The organism is Kitasatospora sp. LaBMicrA B282 (assembly GCF_050325825.1).
Taxonomy (GTDB): domain Bacteria; phylum Actinomycetota; class Actinomycetes; order Streptomycetales; family Streptomycetaceae; genus Kitasatospora.
The window spans coordinates 1-15,900 of record NZ_JBNQTI010000187.1; the positions used below are offsets into that span (position 1 = coordinate 1).

Below are 15,900 nucleotides of genomic sequence, written 5' to 3' on the forward strand. Positions count from 1 at the left end.
CTGGCGACTCGGCAATTGTTAGCCGGGCCCACCGCCGCCGCCAAGACCCCCCATGTACGACCCTCCCTCGTAGTGCGCGGGCCCCCTTCCGCCGACCCGGCGCACGCGATACCCACCCCCCGCGGCCACAAACCCACCCCACCCGAACCCGGGCCGCACCCGCCCGACCAGCACCGATACCCACCCCCACCCGCCCAAACCCGACGAACCACCCCAATCCCGGCAATCCGTCGCCAAGCCCCTGGAAACGATCAACTATTCCCGATCGTAGACCCCCCGGCCGCGTGAGCACCGTCACCAGCCGCCCGCCCGATATGCCCCATTTGAGGTGACCTGGGGCACTCCCCACTCCCGTCATGTCCATGCGCTCTGGCACTGACGATTCACGGAACGTTAATCTTCGAACGCCTGAACTTGTCTATACTGCCGACCAGCATGGAGTGCCATGGAACTCAGGGGAATCCGGCTCAGCCGGACGAGGAGGCACCACCGCTCGCGCGTCGCCGCGACGCTCGCCGCAGGCGCACTGGCCGCCGCGGGCATCGTCGGCGTCGGAGGGGCGGGGCCCGCAGCGGCCGACTCGCACAACTTCAAGCCACCGAAGATCAAGCACGTGTGGCTCATCATGCTGGAGAACAAGTCCTACGAGGCTTCGTTCACCGGCCTGAACCAGAACAGCTATCTCTGGAAGACCCTGCCGCAGTACGGCGAGCTGCTGCGCCAGTACTACGGCACCGGGCACTACAGCCTGGACAACTACATCAGTGCGGTGAGCGGCCAGGCGCCCAACGCCGACACCCAGAACGACTGCCCGCAGTACACCGACGTCTCCCCCGGCACCCCGGCGGCGGACGGCCAGGTGCACGCGAACAAGGGCTGCGTCTACCCGGACTCGGTCTACACCCTGTTCAACCAGCTGGACGACAAGAACCTCAGCTGGAAGGCGTACATGCAGGACATGGGCAACACGCCCACCCGCGAGAACGCCTACAACTGCGGCATCCCCGGTGACCCGAGCGGCGCCGGTGTGGCCGACCCGGGCGGCGCCACCCCGCAGGACCAGTACGTGCCCAAGCACAACCCGGTCGCGTGGTTCCACTCGCTGATCGACGACCCGCAGGAGTGCGCCCAGGTCGTGCCGCTGGACGGCCGCGCGGCGACGGACGGACACCCGGCGCAGAGCGGTCTGGCCGACGACCTGAAGAGCGAGGACACCACCCCCGCCTTCTCCTGGATCACGCCCGACAACTGCTCGGACGCGCACGACTCCACCTGCAAGGGCGACAACCTCTCCGGTGACCCGAACAACCACCAGGGCGGCCTGTACGCCTCGGACCTGTTCCTGGAGAAGTGGATCCCGCAGATCATGGCCTCGCCGGCGTTCCAGGACGGCGGCATGATCGACATCACCTTCGACGAGGCGTTCCCGCCCTACAAGCTCTACGGGAACTCCACCTCGGACTACCAGGGCAACTCCGACAAGACGCTCAACACCCCGACCGACACCGCGCAGTCGGTGGTCGCGTGCTGCAACGAGCTGCCCGGCCCGAACGTCACCCAGCCCGGTGACCAGGCCTTCGGCCAGGACACCACCCCCGGTGGCGGCATCACCGGCTCGCTGCTGATCTCCCGCTACATCAAGCCGGGCACGATCAGCGACCAGCCGTACAACCACTACTCCTGGCTGCGCAGCATGGAGGACCTGTTCCACGTCACCAAGGGTGGCGCGGACGGTCACGGGCACCTCGGCTACGCCGGGATGCCGGGTCTGCGCCCGTTCGGCCCGGACGTCTACAACAACCCGAGCGGCAAGGCCATGCAGCCCGCCCCGCTGGGCAGCAACGGCGTCTGGTCCGCGACCGGCCAGCAGCCCCAGGACCAGCCGGTCGTGGTGTCGCCGGACTTCTCCGGTGCCACCGCCGCCGACGACAGCCTGAAGCCGGGAGCCGGTCAGTGACCCACGGCTCCACCAGCCGGAGCCGCGCCCGTTTCGGGCGCGGCTTCGGCCGCCTCCTCGCCCCGGTCGCCGTCGCCGGCCTGCTGCTGGCCGCCACCGGGTGCAGCAGCAGCCACCACGACAGCGCACAGGCCACCATCGCCAAGCTCGGCAAGGTGCCGATCCCGAGCGCGCCGGCCAGCCCGATCGTGCCCACCGCCGCTCCCGGCCACGCCCAGCTGGTCGCCATGGGCGACCCGGTCCAGGTGGACCTCGGCAACCAGCAGGCCCGGATCACCGCCACCGGCCCGGACCTCGCCAACGCGGCCCCGGCCCAGGGCGCCAAGCCGGCCGACAGCTCACCGGGCACGGTCACCGTGACGCTCAGCGTGCCGGCCGGCAGCCTGCCGCTCACCGCCGACACCCTCACCGCCGACGACGAGCTGGGCCACCCGATCCCGCTCACCGCCGACACCCAGGCGGCGACGGCCGCTCCGGGCCACGACGCGGTGGTGCACCTGTCCGGCACCTTCGGTGTCGGCCACGCCACGCTCACCTGGAGCAGCGCGGGCAAGCCGCTGGCCACCTGGGACTTCGAGGTCGAGCTGGACTGACGGCGGCGCGGTCCCGGGCCCGTCCGGGCCCGCCGCCGCCCGCCGGCCGTACGGGGGTCAGCCCGCCGGCCGTCCGGGGTTCAGCCCGCCGCCGGCTCGATCCGCAGCTCGGCCGCGATCCCGAAGTGGTCGGAGAGGTACGCCTCGGTGCCGTCGCCCAGCGGCACCGCCTCGCGCAGCACCAGGCCGGCCGTGGTCGACACCGCCAGCCCGGCCGGCGCGCGCACCAACACCTGGTCCAGCGCGGGTGGGTGGGGCCACCGCTCGGTGGGCCGGTAGGTCGGCTCGCGCTCACCGGCCAGCAGGTCGCGCAGGCCGGCGGCGGCGGTGAAGTGCTCGTGGGCGGCGGAGTCCCGCGGCACGTTGAAGTCACCGGTCACCACCAGCAGCGCCGCCGGGTCGACGGCCCGAACCAGCTCGGCCAGCCGCGCCAACTCACGCACCTGGAGGCGGCTGTAGCGGTTCTCCGGGGACCAGTCGCCGTCCAGGTTCGCCGACAGGTGGGTGTTCACCACCACCAGCCGCCGCTCCGCCACCCGGTACTCGGTCAGCAGCATGCCCTTGAGCATCAGCCACTCGCGGCGCAGCGGCCGGGCCGGCCGGAACAGGGTGTGGCGCTGCCGCCCGAGCGGCAGCCGGGAGAGCGTCACCAGCCCGCCCCGCACCAGCGGGTAGGCCGGCACGTGCGCCGCGTACCCGTACGACCGGGCCACCGCGCGCAGCTCCGCCAGGTGCCGGGTGAACACCACCTCCTGCAGGCAGACCAGGTCGTAGTCGGACCGCTCCAGCACCTCGCCGAGCGCCCGCAGCCGCTCCCGGACCCGGCCGCGGCAGAGCGCGTTGAAGGTCAGCAGTCGGATCGTCGTCATGGTCGCGCACCCCCGTCCGCCCCGGGGTCGGCCGGGGCGGACCGGAGCCTATCCGCCGCGACCGACCGCCGGGGATCGGTCAGCGTGCCCAGACGCCCCGCAGCTGCTCGGCCGCGGCCGCGGCATCGCCCAGGCCTGCTTGGTAGGCCGCCGCCCAGGCCGCGGGGTCCTGTGCCCCGGGACCGAGCGGCAACGCGGCCTCGGGGCTGATGACGACCACGTCCCGGGCCGCCAGCACGGCCGGCTGCCCGGCCAGTTCCTCGTGCGGGGAACGCTGGTGCGCCAGCGGCGCGACCACGACCAGCGTGCGGGCCCCCTCGGCCAGGTCCGCGTTGAGGCCCGCACGCAGCGCACCGTCGATGTAGTGCCGCCCGTCGATCGCCACCGGCGGCGCCGTCCCCGGGAACGCGCTGCTCGCCGCCACCGCGTGCACCAGCGGCACACCACTGGTACGGTCCCAGACCACGGGCTCGCCGTTCTCGGCCTGGACCGCACTGATCAGCAGCGGCCGCTCGGGCCAGGCGTCGGCGCCGATCAGCTCGCCGCGCTGCGCCACCAGGGCCCGCTGGGCCTGGTCGTCGGCGTGCTCCAGCGCGATCCGGCCGACCCGGCGGCGGGCCTCCTCGGGCGCCACGCCGGGCTCGCCGAGAACGGCGAAGACCGCGCCCGCCACCCCGGGTGCCGGCGGGCGCGGGCGCTCTGCGGCGGCGTCGGCGGGGCCGTCGGCGGGCCGCTGGGCGGATCCGCCCGCCGGGTCCGCGATCCGCTCGAAGTCCTGCCCGGTGGCGAGCATCGCCGCGACCATCGCACCGGCCGAGGTGCCGACGAACAGGTCGGCCTCGCCCAGGTCCAGGCCATGGCCGCGCAGCCCCTGCGCCAGCCCGGCCATCCAGGCGGTCCCGAGGTATCCGCCCGGCCCGAGGACCACGGCCCGGTCATGAGTGTGCATCAAACTTCCCTCCCCGTTGGTGAGATCGACCCTATCGGCCCTGCTTCGGCTCCGCACCCGCCAGCACGGCCAACTCCCCCGCCCCCACCAGCCCCACCGCGTGCCCGTCCGCCAGCACCACCGCCGTGCCGCAGCCCCGGCCGGACAACTCGGCCAGCGCGGCCGCCGCGCCCTCGCCGGCCCCGAACACCGGCAGCGGCTCCCCGAGGTGGTCGCCCACCCGGTCGGTCACCGCCGCCCGGCCCGCGGCGAGCGCCGCCTCCAGCTGCGCCAGCGAGACCGCGCCCGCCAGCTCCATCGAGGTGGGCTGCCGCCCGGGCCCGACCGGGGCCGGGCCGGCCGGCACCACCGGATCGGCGCCCGTCCCCTGACGCTCCCGCAGCACGGCGAGGGCCTCGCCGACCGGAGCGTGGTGGTGCAGGTAGGGCAGCGGTTCGGCGCGGCGCGCGGCGGGGAGCAGGTCGCCGACCCGCGCCACGGCCGGGTCGCCGTCCAGGAAGCCCTGGCGGAGCATCCACTGGTCGTTGAAGTACTTGGACAGGTACTGCCGCCCGGAGTCCGGCAGGATCGCCACCACCAGCTGCTCCGGCCCGAGCCCCGCCGCCACCCGCAGCGCCGCCGCCAAAGCGGTGCCGGCCGACCCGCCGACCAGCAGGCCCTGTTCGCGGGCCAGGCGGCGGATCGTGGTGAGCGAGTCCCGGTCGCGGATCGGCAGCACCTCGTCCACCACCTCGCGCTGGTAGGAGTCCGGCCAGCTGTCGTCGACGGTCTCGGGGTGGCGGAACCGGCCGGCGGCCTCGACGAAGTAGGGGCGTCCGTCGCCGCCGGAGTAGACCGAGGCCGCCGGGTCGGCGCCGATCACCCGGACCCGGCCGCCGCTCGCCTCCTTGAGGTAGCGGCCGGTGCCGCTGATCGTGCCGCCGGTGCCGACGCAGGAGACCAGGTGGGTCACCCGCCCGCCGGTCTGCCGCCAGATCTCCGGGCCGGTGGTCAGGTAGTGGGCCTCGGGGTTGGCCGGGTTGCCGTACTGGCCGGCGAACCAGGCGCCCGGGGTCCGCTCGGCGATGCCGGCGGCCACGTTGAGGATGTGCTCGGGGTGCTCCAGCGGCAGGCCGCCGGGGCGGACCACCACCTCGGCGCCGTAGGCCCGCAGGGTGTTGACCTTCTCCGCGCTGCTCTTGTCCGGCAGCACCACGATCATCCGGTACCCCTTGGCGGCGGCCACCATGGCCAGCCCCGCACCGGTGTTGCCCGAGGTCGCCTCCACCACCGTGCCGCCGGGCCGCAGCGCCCCGGAGCGCTCGGCCTCCTCGATCATGCGCAGCCCGATCCGGTCCTTCACGCTGCCGCCGGCGCTCAGGTACTCCAACTTGGCGTAGACCGGCGCACCCCGCCCGTCACTCGGGGTGCGCAGCCGCACCAGCGGGGTGTTGCCGATGAGTTCGAGCAGTGACTCGTGGGCGTCCATCCGGTCAGCCTAGCGATCACCTGTCACCCGGTGGGCGCACCTCGGGACCGTTGCCGCGATACCGTCACGCCATGGCTGACACCCGGTTGACCACCCCCTCCTACCTCGTCCTCGGCATCATCGACAAGCTCGGCGAGGCGAGCCCGTACGACGTGAAGGTGGAGGCCGCCCGCACGGTGGCGCCGTTCTGGTCGGTGCCGCACGCGCAGGTGTACGCGCAGTGCGACCGGCTGGCCGAGGCCGGGCTGCTCTCCGAGGTGCGGCAGAGCGGCGGGCGCAACCGGCGGCAGATGCGGGTCACCGAGGCGGGCCGGGCGGCGCTGGCCGAGTGGCTGGCGGACACGGCCTTCGAACCGGTCGAGGCGCGCGAGCGGAACATCCTCAAGCTCTGGTTCGGCGCCCGCGCCGAAGTGCTCGCCCCGGTACAGCTGACCGAGCACCGCGGCACGCTGGAGCAGTACGAGGAGCTGGCCGAGAGCGTCGGCGAGCTGCTGACCCGGGGGCAGCGCGAGGCGCTGGAGTTCGGGATCCGCTACGAGCGGATGATGGTCGACTTCTGGCAGTGGGTGGCCTCCCGCCGGGCCTGAGCCGGTGGCCGGCGCAGGCCCGGCCGCTCCGAGAACCCGTTCGCGCACGGGCGTTGACCCCGGGCGGGGCTCGCCGCTACCTTCTCGATAGTCCTTTCTGGACCATCTGTTCTGGAGCATCCGTCGGGGTGAAGGAGCGCCACCGTGCACCGTCCCAGCAGAGTCCCCGTCAGGCGCGTCGCCACCGTCGCGGTGGTGGCGGTCTGCCTCGGCTACGCACCGATCGCGATGACCGACGTGTGGCCGTACGCGTGGTCCGGCGCTCCCGCGATCGGCCAGTGGCTGCTCGCCCGCACCGTCTCCGCGCACTACGTCAGCGACGCCTTCGCCACCCGGGTCGGCCCCTACCGGCACAGCCTGGTGCCGCTGCTGGTGCACTCGGTGCTGGGCGGCCTGCTGATGCTGCTCGGGCCGGTGCAGCTGCTCACGGCGGTGCGCCGGCGGATCCGGCTGCACCGCGCCACCGGGGTGGTGTTCGCCCTCACCGTCTACGCCTCGATGGCCGGCGCCGCAATCTACCTGGCCCGCACCAAGCCCGCCGACGCCTTCAGCGGCCCGGCGTTCTGGATCACGCTCGCCACCATCCTGGTCGGCACCGTGCTCAGCGCCACCTTCGGCATCCTGGCGGTGCTGACCCGTTTCCCCGACCTGCACCAGCGCTGGCTGCTGCTCTGCTACGGCTACCTGATGACCGCTCCGCTGCTGCGGCTGGAGTGGACCGCGCTGCCCTGGGTCGTGCCGGGCCTGTCCCTGACCCAGGTCAACCAGCTGGCGATCATGCACCTGGGCCTGGTGGTCTGCCTGGGCGCGCTGCTCGCCTCCCGCGCGCTGGACCGGCGCGAGACGGTGCCCGGGGTGCACGGCAGCTGGGCGCCGTGGCCGGTGCTCGCCGTCGCCCAGCTGACCGGCGCGGGCGCGCTGGCGTGGATCGTCCGGACCTACCTGCCCTGGGGCGCCGGCGGCCACCGACTGCTGCTCGCCTACCTGCTGCCGCTGCTCGCCGCCTACCTGGTGCTGCTGCTGCGCCAGCGCGCGGCCGGGCGACAGGGGCACGGCTGGGCACGGGAGGAGTGGCGGCTGCACCTGGTCGCGCTCTGCCTGAGCCCGGCCTATTCGGCCGGCGCGGCCCTCTTCCTGGAGCACTCGCTGCACCTGGACCGGCGGACCGCGTTCACCGCCGGGCTCGGCATCGGCGGCGGGATGCTCGCCTTCGCCGCCACCGCCGTGGTCAGCCTGCGCGTCATGTACGGCCGCGAACTGCGCAAGCGCGAACGGCTCGCCGCCACCGCGCGCCCCCGCCCGGCCGCCAGCCCGGCGCCCGCGCCCGCGCCTGCCCTGAGCGTCACCCACCCGAGGGAGCAGACCAGTTGACCAGCGCCACCGTCCCGCCCCGCGGTCGGGAGTTGACCATCGCCGTCGTCCTGCTGGCCAACACCGTCGCGGTGACCAGCCTGCTGACCGGCGCCCTGATGGCCGGCATCACGATCAGCGGCCACCTCTTCGGCGCCTGGCAGAGCCCCGACCCACTGAGCCAAGGGCTGGTCGGCGCGGCCATGCTGGGCACCGTGCCCGGGCTCTTCGCGGTCAACCGGGCGCAGCGCTGGGAGGAGGCGCGCACCCTGGTGCTGCCGACCGCGGTGGTGCTGCTCGGCCTGCTCGGGGTGAGCCTGGGCAACTCGGGCCGGCTGCACCTGGCCCGCGGCGGCTCGCTCTTCCTGGTGCTCTTCAGCCTCGGCTGGATCGCGGTGCTCGGGCTGCTCGTGCTCGGCACACTGGCCTGCCTGGGCCGGCAGTACCTCGCCGCCCGGGTGCCGGTGCAGGAACCGGCGGTGCCGCTGCCGGGGTGGTCGAAGCCGCTGCTCGCGCTGCTCGGCGCCGGCTGGTTCGGCATCGGCGCGGGCCTGCTGGCCGACCCCGGGTCCTGGGGCGGCTTCGTGCCGTGGGCCGCCGACCGACCGGACGCGCAGGCGCTCGGCGTCTGGGCGCTCGCCCTGGGGGTCGGCATCCTGGGCGCACTGGCCGAGGACGACCTGACCCGCACCCGCCCGGCGCTCTTCGCGCTGCCGGGCGTCGCGGTCACCGCCGGCCTGGTACTGGCGGCCCGGGCCGACCGGGTGCACTGGGGCTCGGGGCCGGGCCGCTCGCTGCTCGGCCTGCTCGTCGGGCTGCTGGTGGCGGGCGCGGTCGGCTACCGGCTGCTGTGGCAGCACGACCGACAGGCCTCCTGACCCCATCTAGCGCAGCGCCAACTCGCCCACCACGTCCATCAGTTCCCCGTGCCTGGCGAACGCGGCCCGCTGCCGGGCCGCGCCGCCGCCGGTGGCCCGCAGCCGGGCCCAGAGCTCGCGGACCCGGGCCAGTTCGCCGGTGGCCGCCAACGCCGGGGCGGTCCTGGCCAGCAGGCGCTCGACCAGCTCGCCGGCCGGCCGCAGCCGCCCCTCGACCAGGTCCACCCCGCAGCCGGTCAACCCGTCCCGGGCCGCCCGCCAGTGCGCCGCGCGCAGCACCACGTCCGCGACCTGCGGCACCGGCTCGCCGCGCGCCTCCTCCGCCAGCAGCACGGCGGCCAGCGCGCGCAGCAGCGCCGCCAGCAACAGCACCGTCTCCGGCTCGACGCAGACGTCGGCCACCCGGACTTCCAGCGTCGGCCACTGCTCGCTCGGGCGGCAGTGCCAGTGCGCCATCCGCCGGTCCGTCAGCACACCGGTCTGCACCAGCTGTTCCACCAGCCGGTCGTACTCCGCGGCGTCCGCGCACGCCGGCAGCGGTGCCACGCCCGGCAGTTGGCCCCAGCGCATGCTGCGCCAGCTCGCGTAACCGGTGTCCCGGCCCAGGTGGAACGGGGAGTTGGCGGCCATCGCCTGCACCGTGGGCAGCCACGGCCGCAGCCGCGCGCCGAGCCGCACCGCCAGGTCCCGGTCCGCCACCCCGAGGTGGATGTGGCAGCCGCACACCCCCGCGCCCCCGGCGGCGGTCACCAGCGGCCCCAGCGCGGTGGCGATCCGCTGGTACCGCTCCTCCTCGGTCAGCTCGGGCCCGCCGGGCACCGGGACCGGCGCGGTGCCCGAGGGCAGCACCAGGCAGTCGACCTCCGCCGCCGCCGCGGCCAGCGCCGCCCGCAGCTCGGCCAGTTCGCAGCCGAGGCTGTCCAGGTCGGCGACCGGCCTGGTCCGGGTCTCCACCATGTCGGTGAACAGCTCGACCCCGACCCGGTCGCCCAGCACCTCCCGGGCGAGCTTCAGCACCAGCGGCGCCGCACCGCGCGGCACTCCGCAGCGCCGGTCCACCAGCAGGAACTCCTCCTCCACGCCGACCGTCGGCAGCAGCACCCGCCCTCCGTCGGCCACGCGGACGTCCTCGGTCACGCAGGCCTCGTTCGTCGCACGGGCTTCGTTCGTCACACGGGCTCGGTTCGACACGCGGGCTCGGTTCGTCACACGGGCGAGCCTAGGCGCGGGCCCGGCTCAGCCCCGGGCGGCGCGGCCGCCCGGTCCACCGGTCGGGCTCACCAGTCGCGCCACTCGGGGTCGTCGGTGGTGTGCATCGCGGCCTCCTCGGCGCTGGCCGCGCCGCCGGAGATCCCGTGGTCCTCGGCGATCACCATGCTGCGGGCGTCGGAGACGGCGACCAGCCGCCCGGTCCGCGCCTCGCCCAGCTCGGGGTCGGGCAGTTCCCCGTCGGTGCCGACCACGTCCCCCATGCCGTTCTCCTCCCCCGCCACCAGCTCCGGCAGCTCGGCCGCCAGCCGCCGCTCCAGGCTCTCCCGCTCCTGCTGCTCGGCCGCCGTGGTGCCGTGCCGGAAGACCGCCAGCGGGTGCTCCGGCGGCGCATAGCCCTCGTCGAGCGCGGAGTCGAGCCCCCGGTCGTCCAGCGTGTCCTCCGGCTCCAGTGGCCCGATGTCGTCCTGCACCTCGGAACCATCGGGTTGGTACACCTGGTCGCCCATCCACTGTTCGTCCGACATCGGGCACTCCTCACCGGCCGCCACCACCTACCCCGGGTCAACGGGACCCTTCCAGCGTCCCACGCCCCCTGCCGCCGCGCCCGCTTTGCCTTCCCTTGACCAAGGCTTGATGATCTCTTGAATCGATCGTATGCTCACCCGGATCACAGCGGCCGGCGCGTCGACGCCAGGCAGGTAGGGGAAGACGAGCATGGCGGACGAGAAGGTCCTTGCTGCCCAGAAGTGGGTCAACACCACGTACGCGGGCGTGCCGGGCTACACCAGGTGCCCGGAGGACGGCCGCACCGGCTGGGCGACGATGTTCTCGTTGACCATGGCCCTGCAGGCCGAGTTGGGGATCAGCCCGGTGGTGGCGAGCTTCGGCCCGGGCACCCTGGCCAAGCTCGCGGCGCGCGGCGACATCGGCACGAAGGAGCCCAACGCGAACATCCGGCGGATCGTCCAGCACGCCCTGTTCTGCAAGGGCTACTGGGGCGGCGACGGGCAGGGCACCTACGACGCGCTCACCGGGCAGTCGGTCGCCAAGCTGAAGATCGACGCCGGCCTCGACGGCTCCAACGCCATGGTGCAGCCCAAGGTCTTCAAGGCGCTGCTGACCATGGACGCCTACGTGATGCTCGCTGGCGGCTCGGACAAGGTGCGCGAGATCCAGCGCTGGCTCAACGGCCGCTACATCGGCCGGTCGAGCTTCTTCGTCGGCCCCTGCGACGGCCACTACTCGCGCGACGTGCAGAAGGCGCTGATGCGCGCCGTCCAGTACGAGGTCGGCATCCCCGACGACCAGGTCACCGGCTCGTTCGGCCCCGCCACCCAGGCCGCGCTGAAGAACCGCACGGTCAACGAGGGCGACGCCGGCATCTTCGTCCAACTCTTCTCCGCCGCCTGCGTGTTCAACGAGCCGGTGACGCTGCCGACCGGGTCGTTCGTGACCTCGTTCAAGGACCGGTTCGACGCCAAGCTGCGGCAGTTCGTGGAGGCCTTCCAGGCCTTCTCCGAACTCGGCGTCAACGGGCTGGGCGACTACCGGACCTGGACCCAGCTGCTGCTCTCCACCGGCGACCCCGACCGCCAGGTCAACGCCTGCGACACCCGGTTCACCATCACCGCCGCCCGCGCCAAGGCCCTCGTCGACTCCGGCTACCGGTACGTCGGGCGCTACCTCTACGACCCGCCGGGCAGCACCCTGGACAAGGCGATCAAGCCGGGCGAACTGCAGGACGTCTTCAAGGCCGGGCTGCGGGTCTTCCCGATCTACCAGGACAACGCGCGCAAGCTGACCGACTTCACCTACACCCAGGGCTTCCAGCACGCGCTCAAGGCCCATGAGCTGGCCGCGGGGTACGGCTTCAACCGGGGGACGGTCATCTACTTCGCGGTGGACTACGACGCCACCGACCCGGAGATCGCCTCCAACATCGTCCCGTACTTCAACGGCGTCTACGCCGGGCTCGCCAACCGCGGCCGGCGTTACGTCCACGGCGTGTACGGCTCGCGCAACGTGTGCGCCCGGGTAACCAAGGAGACCTACGCCCGCTACTCCTTCGTCTCCGGGATGTCCTGGGGCTTCTCCGGCAACCTCGGCTTCCCGCTGCCGCCCAACTGGGCCTTCAACCAGATCAAGGAGTTCCGCTACAGCGCCGGTTCGGACACCTTCGACCTCGACAACGACGCCCACCGGGCCGGCTCCGACGAGGGCCAGGACAGCGTCAACCGGGTGGTCGACCCCGCGGGCGAATTCGTGGGCTACGTGCAGCAGTTGTACGCACTGGCAGTGCAGTACGGCAAGGGCGACCCGAACCGGCTGGTGATGGAGTACGTCCGGCACGTCGGCTACGGCGACGTCACCTGGTGGGCCCTGATCGGCGATCCCGACCAGGGGTTCATCAGCTACGCCGACCAGCACGGCATGCGGGTCCACGGCAACTTCACGGACCCGTTCACCGGCTTCGAGCTGGACGCCCAGCACCTGATGGCCACCGCCAACGGGCACTACGTCAAACCGCAGGCCGCCGACCTGCGGACCACCGGCGCCGGTGACGTCGGCGGCTGGGGCGGCGACCTGGTCACCCTGTACGGCGAGTGGCGGCGGGACAGCGACAGCTACTCCTCCGGCCACACCTACTGCATGGACAAGTTCGCCAAGATCGGGGTGAGTTCCACCTTCAGCTACGACGACCTGCTGGAGGACGCCGACGGCTACCTGATCGCCGAGCGCTGCCGCGGCACCGACATCGTCACCGCGGTGCGCGAGCACTACAGCGGCTCCGGCGGGCTGACCCGGTTCCGCGACTACTACACCCGGCGGTTCGGCAGCTCGGTGGGCACCGCCACCGACATCGCCCGCGACCTGCTGACCTCGCAGCGCGACCCGGTCATCGCCGCCGGACGGCAGCTGCTGATCGACAGGATCGCGGGCGTGTTCACCCTGATGCCGAGCAACCTGCCGGAGGCCAAACTCACCGAGTTCTGCCGCGGGTTCGCCGAGTCCCTGGAGGCCCGGGTCGGCCTGGAGAACGCCCAGCGGCCCGCCCTGCGCGCGGCGCAGCAGCGCGCACAGGGCACCGCGTGACCGCCGCGCGGGGCGTCGGGGGGTGGCTGACCGGTGCAGCCGGCGGGCTGCTGCTCGCCGCCGCGCTCTTCTGCTACGGCGCGCTGTCCGGCTTCACCCGCGCCGGCAAGGCCTGCGCGCTGGCCGCCGGCCGCAGTCCGAGCGACCCACCCGACCGGGTGCAGCAGACCCTGCTCCCGCTCTCCCACGTCTGCCGCTGGCCCGACGGGACCCACGTGGACCTGGTCCAACCCTGGCTGAACCCGCTGCTCGCGCTCTGCGTCGCGGTGGCGATCGGCTGCACCGTCCGGACCGCCCTGGTGATCCGGGCCGCCCGCACCCCCTCCGAGGAGCACGCATGATCGACGTCCGCAGCACCGCGATACCCCGGCGGCGGGTGCTGGGCACCGGCCTCGGCCTGGCGGGCGGCGTCGCCCTCTGGGCCGCCGGCTCGGCCGGTCCCGCCCGAGCCGCCGAGCCCGGCGCACCGGCCGCTCCCGCCGCCCCGCTCGTGCCCTGGCGCGGTGACCGCTCCGCGAACGGCTGGCCCGTCCTGGCGACGGCACCGAGCCGACGGATCGAAGGCGCCGGCGAGGTCTCGCTCGCGCTCGCCGACGGCGCGCCGACCACCGTGCTGCTGCACGTGGCCCGCCGGTTCCACTACGAGGTCCGCGCCCTCACCCAGGACCAGGCCACCGGCCACCGCAGCACGCGCGAGGTGGCCGCCGACTACGAGAGCAACCACCTCTCCGGCACCGCGATCGCGCTCTGCCCCCAGCTCTACCCGGTCCGCGCGGCCGGCGGCCTCTTCCCGTACGAGTTGCTGGTCGTCCGCGACATCCTCGCCGACCTGGAGGGCGTGGTCCGCTGGGGCGGCGACGAGCCGGTGCCCAAGGAGTCGCACTTCCAGCTCGACGTGCCGCCGGACCACCCGGACCTGGGCCGGGTCGCGGCCAAGCTGCGCGGCTGGGCCGACCAGCCGGGGCAGGGCGCCGGCACCGCCGACCCGCTGGCCCCCGGCCGGCTCCCGGCGGCGGCCGCCCTCGCCGAGCGCACCGGCGCGGGCCCGGCGACCCCTGGGCCGCGCTGACCGCCGCCCGGGTGATCCTGGCGCCGGGCGGGTGATCCTGGCGCCGGGGCGGCCGTCCGCACCCGCGGCCGGCCCGGCGCCCGGCATAGCCTCCGGATACGTGCTGCTGACGGCCCGTCCGAGGAGCCCCGCCCGATGCGTTTCCCCGCGAGTCCCCACGGCGCCACCGGGGCCGGCCACCGCCCCACCACCCCGCCGGAGCAGCAACCGCCGGCGCCGCCCACCGTCCGCACCACCGCGCTGCGCCTCGGCACCGCCCTCGCCGGCGCGCTGCCGGCCGTGCTGCTGCGGCTCACCGGCACCCACCCGGCACCGGTCCCGTCGATGCTGCTGTACGGGCTCGGCGTGCTCTCGGCCGCGCTGCTGCTGATGTGGGCGGCCGAGACCGCCCGCGCCGACATCTCCGGACCGCTGGCGCTCGCCCTGCTCGCCTTCATCGCGGTGCTGCCCGAGTACGCCGTCGACCTCTACTTCGGGTACGCCGCGGGCAGCCGGCCCGAGTACGCGGCCTACGCGGCGGCCAACATGACCGGCGCCAACCGCCTGCTGGTCGGCGTCGGCTGGCCGCTGGTCGCGCTCGCCGGCTACCTCGCGGCCAGGCGCAACCCCGGCACTCCGACCGGGATCTCGCTGCGCCCGCACCGCCGGATCGACGTCGCCTTCCTGGGCGCGGCCGCACTGGTCGCCTTCGTGCTGCCGCTCACCCGGCAGATCTCCTGGACGGTGGGCCTGGTGCTGATCGCCTGGTACGCCTACTACCTCTTCCGGATCGGGCGCTGCGCCGAGGACGACGAGGAGGAACTGGTCGGCGTCCCGGCCCGGCTGGCCACCCTGCCCCCCGCCCGGCGCCGGCCCACCACGGTGGCGGTCTTCGTGGTCGCGGCCGCCGTGGTCTTCGCCTGCGCCGAACCGTTCGCCGACGCGCTGGTGGAGGCCGGCTCCGCGCTCGGCATCGACCGCTTTCTGTTGGTCCAATGGCTCGCCCCGCTGGCCTCCGAAGCCCCCGAACTGATCGTCGCCGTGGTCTTCGCCTGGCGCCTGCGCGGCGACGACGGCCTGGGCGCCCTGCTCTCCAGCAAGGTCAACCAGTGGACCCTGCTGATCGGCTGCCTCCCGCTCGCCTACACCGCGGGCGGCGGCGGCTTCGCGCTGCCCCTGGTGGAACGCCAGGTGGACGAGGTCCTGCTGACCGCGGCCCAGACCCTGCTGGCGGTGGTGCTGCTGCTCGACCTGCGGTTCGCCCCATGGAAGGCCGGGTTGCTGCTGGCCCTCTTCGTCGCCCAGTTCGCCCTGCCCGGCGAGAACGCCCGGCTGGTGATCACCTGGATCTACCTGGCCCTGGCCGCCGCCCTCCTCCTCACCCGCCGCCGACGCCACCTCCCCGCCACCGCCGCCGCCCTCCTCGGCCGCATCCCGGGCGACCCGCACTGACCCGCGGGCTGGACGCCTCCGCCGGCCCGCGCCCGTCGCACTCTCCGGACCTGCCCAGCACTCACGCCCCACCCTCGCTGCCCGCCTTGCCCTCCACACTCATCGCACCGCCCACCCTGGGCCGGCCGAGCACCCCCTCACCCTCGCGCCGCCCACTCCACGCCTGCCCCCCACACACCGGCTCTCGCCCAACCAACACCCCCACACCCGACCCCCCGCTGCCCCGACACTCGCCCTCACCGCACCGCCCGCCTCGTGGCCTTCCCAGCACCCACGCCCCTCGCCAACGCCCTCCCTGCGCAGCAGCCCCACGCCCACACCCACGCCCCCTCGCTGCGCTCCACCCGCCCGTGGCCCGCGCATTCGACCTGGGGGGGGGGGGGGGGGGGGGGGGGGGGGGGGGGGGGGGGGGGGGGGGGGGGGGGGGGGGGGGGGGGGGGGGGG

14 protein-coding genes are annotated in these 15,900 nt (G+C 74.2%); 9 read left to right on the forward strand and 5 right to left on the reverse strand.

Features of this window, described 5'->3' with window-relative positions; genetic code table 11:
• Nucleotides 1-445: 445 nt before the first annotated feature.
• Nucleotides 446-1,957: an alkaline phosphatase family protein gene (locus ACQRUO_RS33590; RefSeq protein ID WP_428319926.1), complete on the forward strand. Its 1,512-nt coding sequence runs from the start codon at nucleotides 446-448 to the stop codon at nucleotides 1,955-1,957.
• Nucleotides 1,954-2,550: a hypothetical protein gene (locus ACQRUO_RS33595; RefSeq protein ID WP_428319927.1), complete on the forward strand. Its 597-nt coding sequence runs from the start codon at nucleotides 1,954-1,956 to the stop codon at nucleotides 2,548-2,550. Before ACQRUO_RS33590 ends, ACQRUO_RS33595 begins: the two co-directional genes overlap by 4 nt.
• 80 nt (nucleotides 2,551-2,630) lie before the next feature.
• On the opposite strand, the gene ACQRUO_RS33600 is transcribed toward ACQRUO_RS33595, so the two are convergent.
• The 3 genes from ACQRUO_RS33600 to ACQRUO_RS33610 all read right to left on the reverse strand — a co-directional run bounded on the left by ACQRUO_RS33600 (nucleotide 2,631) and on the right by ACQRUO_RS33610 (nucleotide 5,836).
• Nucleotides 2,631-3,419 (reverse strand): endonuclease/exonuclease/phosphatase family protein, encoded by a 789-nt coding sequence (locus tag ACQRUO_RS33600; protein WP_428319928.1) that lies wholly within the window; start codon nucleotides 3,417-3,419, stop codon nucleotides 2,631-2,633.
• 79 nt (nucleotides 3,420-3,498) lie between these two features.
• A complete protein-coding gene (locus ACQRUO_RS33605; protein ID WP_428319929.1) occupies nucleotides 3,499-4,368 on the reverse strand; it encodes a patatin-like phospholipase family protein in 870 nt (289 codons plus the stop codon).
• Nucleotides 4,369-4,399: 31 nt separating this feature from the next.
• Entirely contained in the window at nucleotides 4,400-5,836 is a 1,437-nt protein-coding gene (locus tag ACQRUO_RS33610) for a pyridoxal-phosphate dependent enzyme (RefSeq protein WP_428319930.1), read from the reverse strand.
• A gap of 71 nt (nucleotides 5,837-5,907) precedes the next feature.
• On the opposite strand from ACQRUO_RS33610, the gene ACQRUO_RS33615 reads away from it, so the two are divergent.
• From ACQRUO_RS33615 to ACQRUO_RS33625, 3 genes are all read left to right on the forward strand, one after another.
• Entirely contained in the window at nucleotides 5,908-6,423 is a 516-nt protein-coding gene (locus ACQRUO_RS33615; protein WP_428319931.1) for a helix-turn-helix transcriptional regulator, read from the forward strand.
• 144 nt (nucleotides 6,424-6,567) lie between these two features.
• Nucleotides 6,568-7,794, forward strand: coding sequence for a DUF2306 domain-containing protein (locus ACQRUO_RS33620; RefSeq protein WP_428319932.1), 1,227 nt, complete (start codon nucleotides 6,568-6,570; stop codon nucleotides 7,792-7,794).
• Nucleotides 7,791-8,651, forward strand: a complete 861-nt coding sequence (locus tag ACQRUO_RS33625) for a hypothetical protein (RefSeq protein WP_428319933.1) — start codon at nucleotides 7,791-7,793, stop codon at nucleotides 8,649-8,651. Before ACQRUO_RS33620 ends, ACQRUO_RS33625 begins: the two co-directional genes overlap by 4 nt.
• A gap of 6 nt (nucleotides 8,652-8,657) precedes the next feature.
• Here the strand turns inward: ACQRUO_RS33625 and ACQRUO_RS33630 are convergent, their stop codons facing one another.
• The gene (locus ACQRUO_RS33630; RefSeq protein WP_428319934.1) at nucleotides 8,658-9,788 is read right to left on the reverse strand and encodes a carboxylate-amine ligase; all 1,131 of its coding nucleotides are present in this window, start codon (nucleotides 9,786-9,788) and stop codon (nucleotides 8,658-8,660) included.
• A 140-nt stretch (nucleotides 9,789-9,928) separates the two neighbouring features.
• A complete protein-coding gene (locus tag ACQRUO_RS33635; protein WP_428319935.1) occupies nucleotides 9,929-10,387 on the reverse strand; it encodes a DUF5709 domain-containing protein in 459 nt (152 codons plus the stop codon).
• A gap of 190 nt (nucleotides 10,388-10,577) precedes the next feature.
• Between ACQRUO_RS33635 and ACQRUO_RS33640 the strand changes: the two genes are divergently transcribed.
• The 4 genes from ACQRUO_RS33640 to ACQRUO_RS33655 all read left to right on the forward strand — a co-directional run bounded on the left by ACQRUO_RS33640 (nucleotide 10,578) and on the right by ACQRUO_RS33655 (nucleotide 15,456).
• On the forward strand, nucleotides 10,578-12,956 hold the full coding sequence (locus tag ACQRUO_RS33640; RefSeq protein WP_428319936.1) for a glycoside hydrolase domain-containing protein: 2,379 nt from the start codon (nucleotides 10,578-10,580) through the stop codon (nucleotides 12,954-12,956).
• Nucleotides 12,953-13,297 (forward strand): hypothetical protein, encoded by a 345-nt coding sequence (locus tag ACQRUO_RS33645; protein WP_428319937.1) that lies wholly within the window; start codon nucleotides 12,953-12,955, stop codon nucleotides 13,295-13,297. Before ACQRUO_RS33640 ends, ACQRUO_RS33645 begins: the two co-directional genes overlap by 4 nt.
• A complete protein-coding gene (locus ACQRUO_RS33650; RefSeq protein ID WP_428319938.1) occupies nucleotides 13,294-14,025 on the forward strand; it encodes a M15 family metallopeptidase in 732 nt (243 codons plus the stop codon). Before ACQRUO_RS33645 ends, ACQRUO_RS33650 begins: the two co-directional genes overlap by 4 nt.
• 135 nt (nucleotides 14,026-14,160) lie before the next feature.
• On the forward strand, nucleotides 14,161-15,456 hold the full coding sequence (locus tag ACQRUO_RS33655; RefSeq protein ID WP_428319939.1) for a hypothetical protein: 1,296 nt from the start codon (nucleotides 14,161-14,163) through the stop codon (nucleotides 15,454-15,456).
• Nucleotides 15,457-15,900: the final 444 nt, after the last annotated feature.

What these genes read in the sequence shown, in the direction of transcription:
- ACQRUO_RS33590 (WP_428319926.1), top strand. Translation starts at nt 446, where the DNA reads ATGGAACTCAGGGGAATCCGGCTCAGCCGGACGAGGAGGCACCACCGC.
- ACQRUO_RS33600 (WP_428319928.1), bottom strand. Translation starts at nt 3,419, where the DNA reads ATGACGACGATCCGACTGCTGACCTTCAACGCGCTCTGCCGCGGCCGG.
- ACQRUO_RS33605 (WP_428319929.1), bottom strand. Translation starts at nt 4,368, where the DNA reads ATGCACACTCATGACCGGGCCGTGGTCCTCGGGCCGGGCGGATACCTC.
- ACQRUO_RS33610 (WP_428319930.1), bottom strand. Translation starts at nt 5,836, where the DNA reads ATGGACGCCCACGAGTCACTGCTCGAACTCATCGGCAACACCCCGCTG.
- ACQRUO_RS33615 (WP_428319931.1), top strand. Translation starts at nt 5,908, where the DNA reads ATGGCTGACACCCGGTTGACCACCCCCTCCTACCTCGTCCTCGGCATC.
- ACQRUO_RS33635 (WP_428319935.1), bottom strand. Translation starts at nt 10,387, where the DNA reads ATGTCGGACGAACAGTGGATGGGCGACCAGGTGTACCAACCCGATGGT.
- ACQRUO_RS33640 (WP_428319936.1), top strand. Translation starts at nt 10,578, where the DNA reads ATGGCGGACGAGAAGGTCCTTGCTGCCCAGAAGTGGGTCAACACCACG.
- ACQRUO_RS33650 (WP_428319938.1), top strand. Translation starts at nt 13,294, where the DNA reads ATGATCGACGTCCGCAGCACCGCGATACCCCGGCGGCGGGTGCTGGGC.
- ACQRUO_RS33655 (WP_428319939.1), top strand. Translation starts at nt 14,161, where the DNA reads ATGCGTTTCCCCGCGAGTCCCCACGGCGCCACCGGGGCCGGCCACCGC.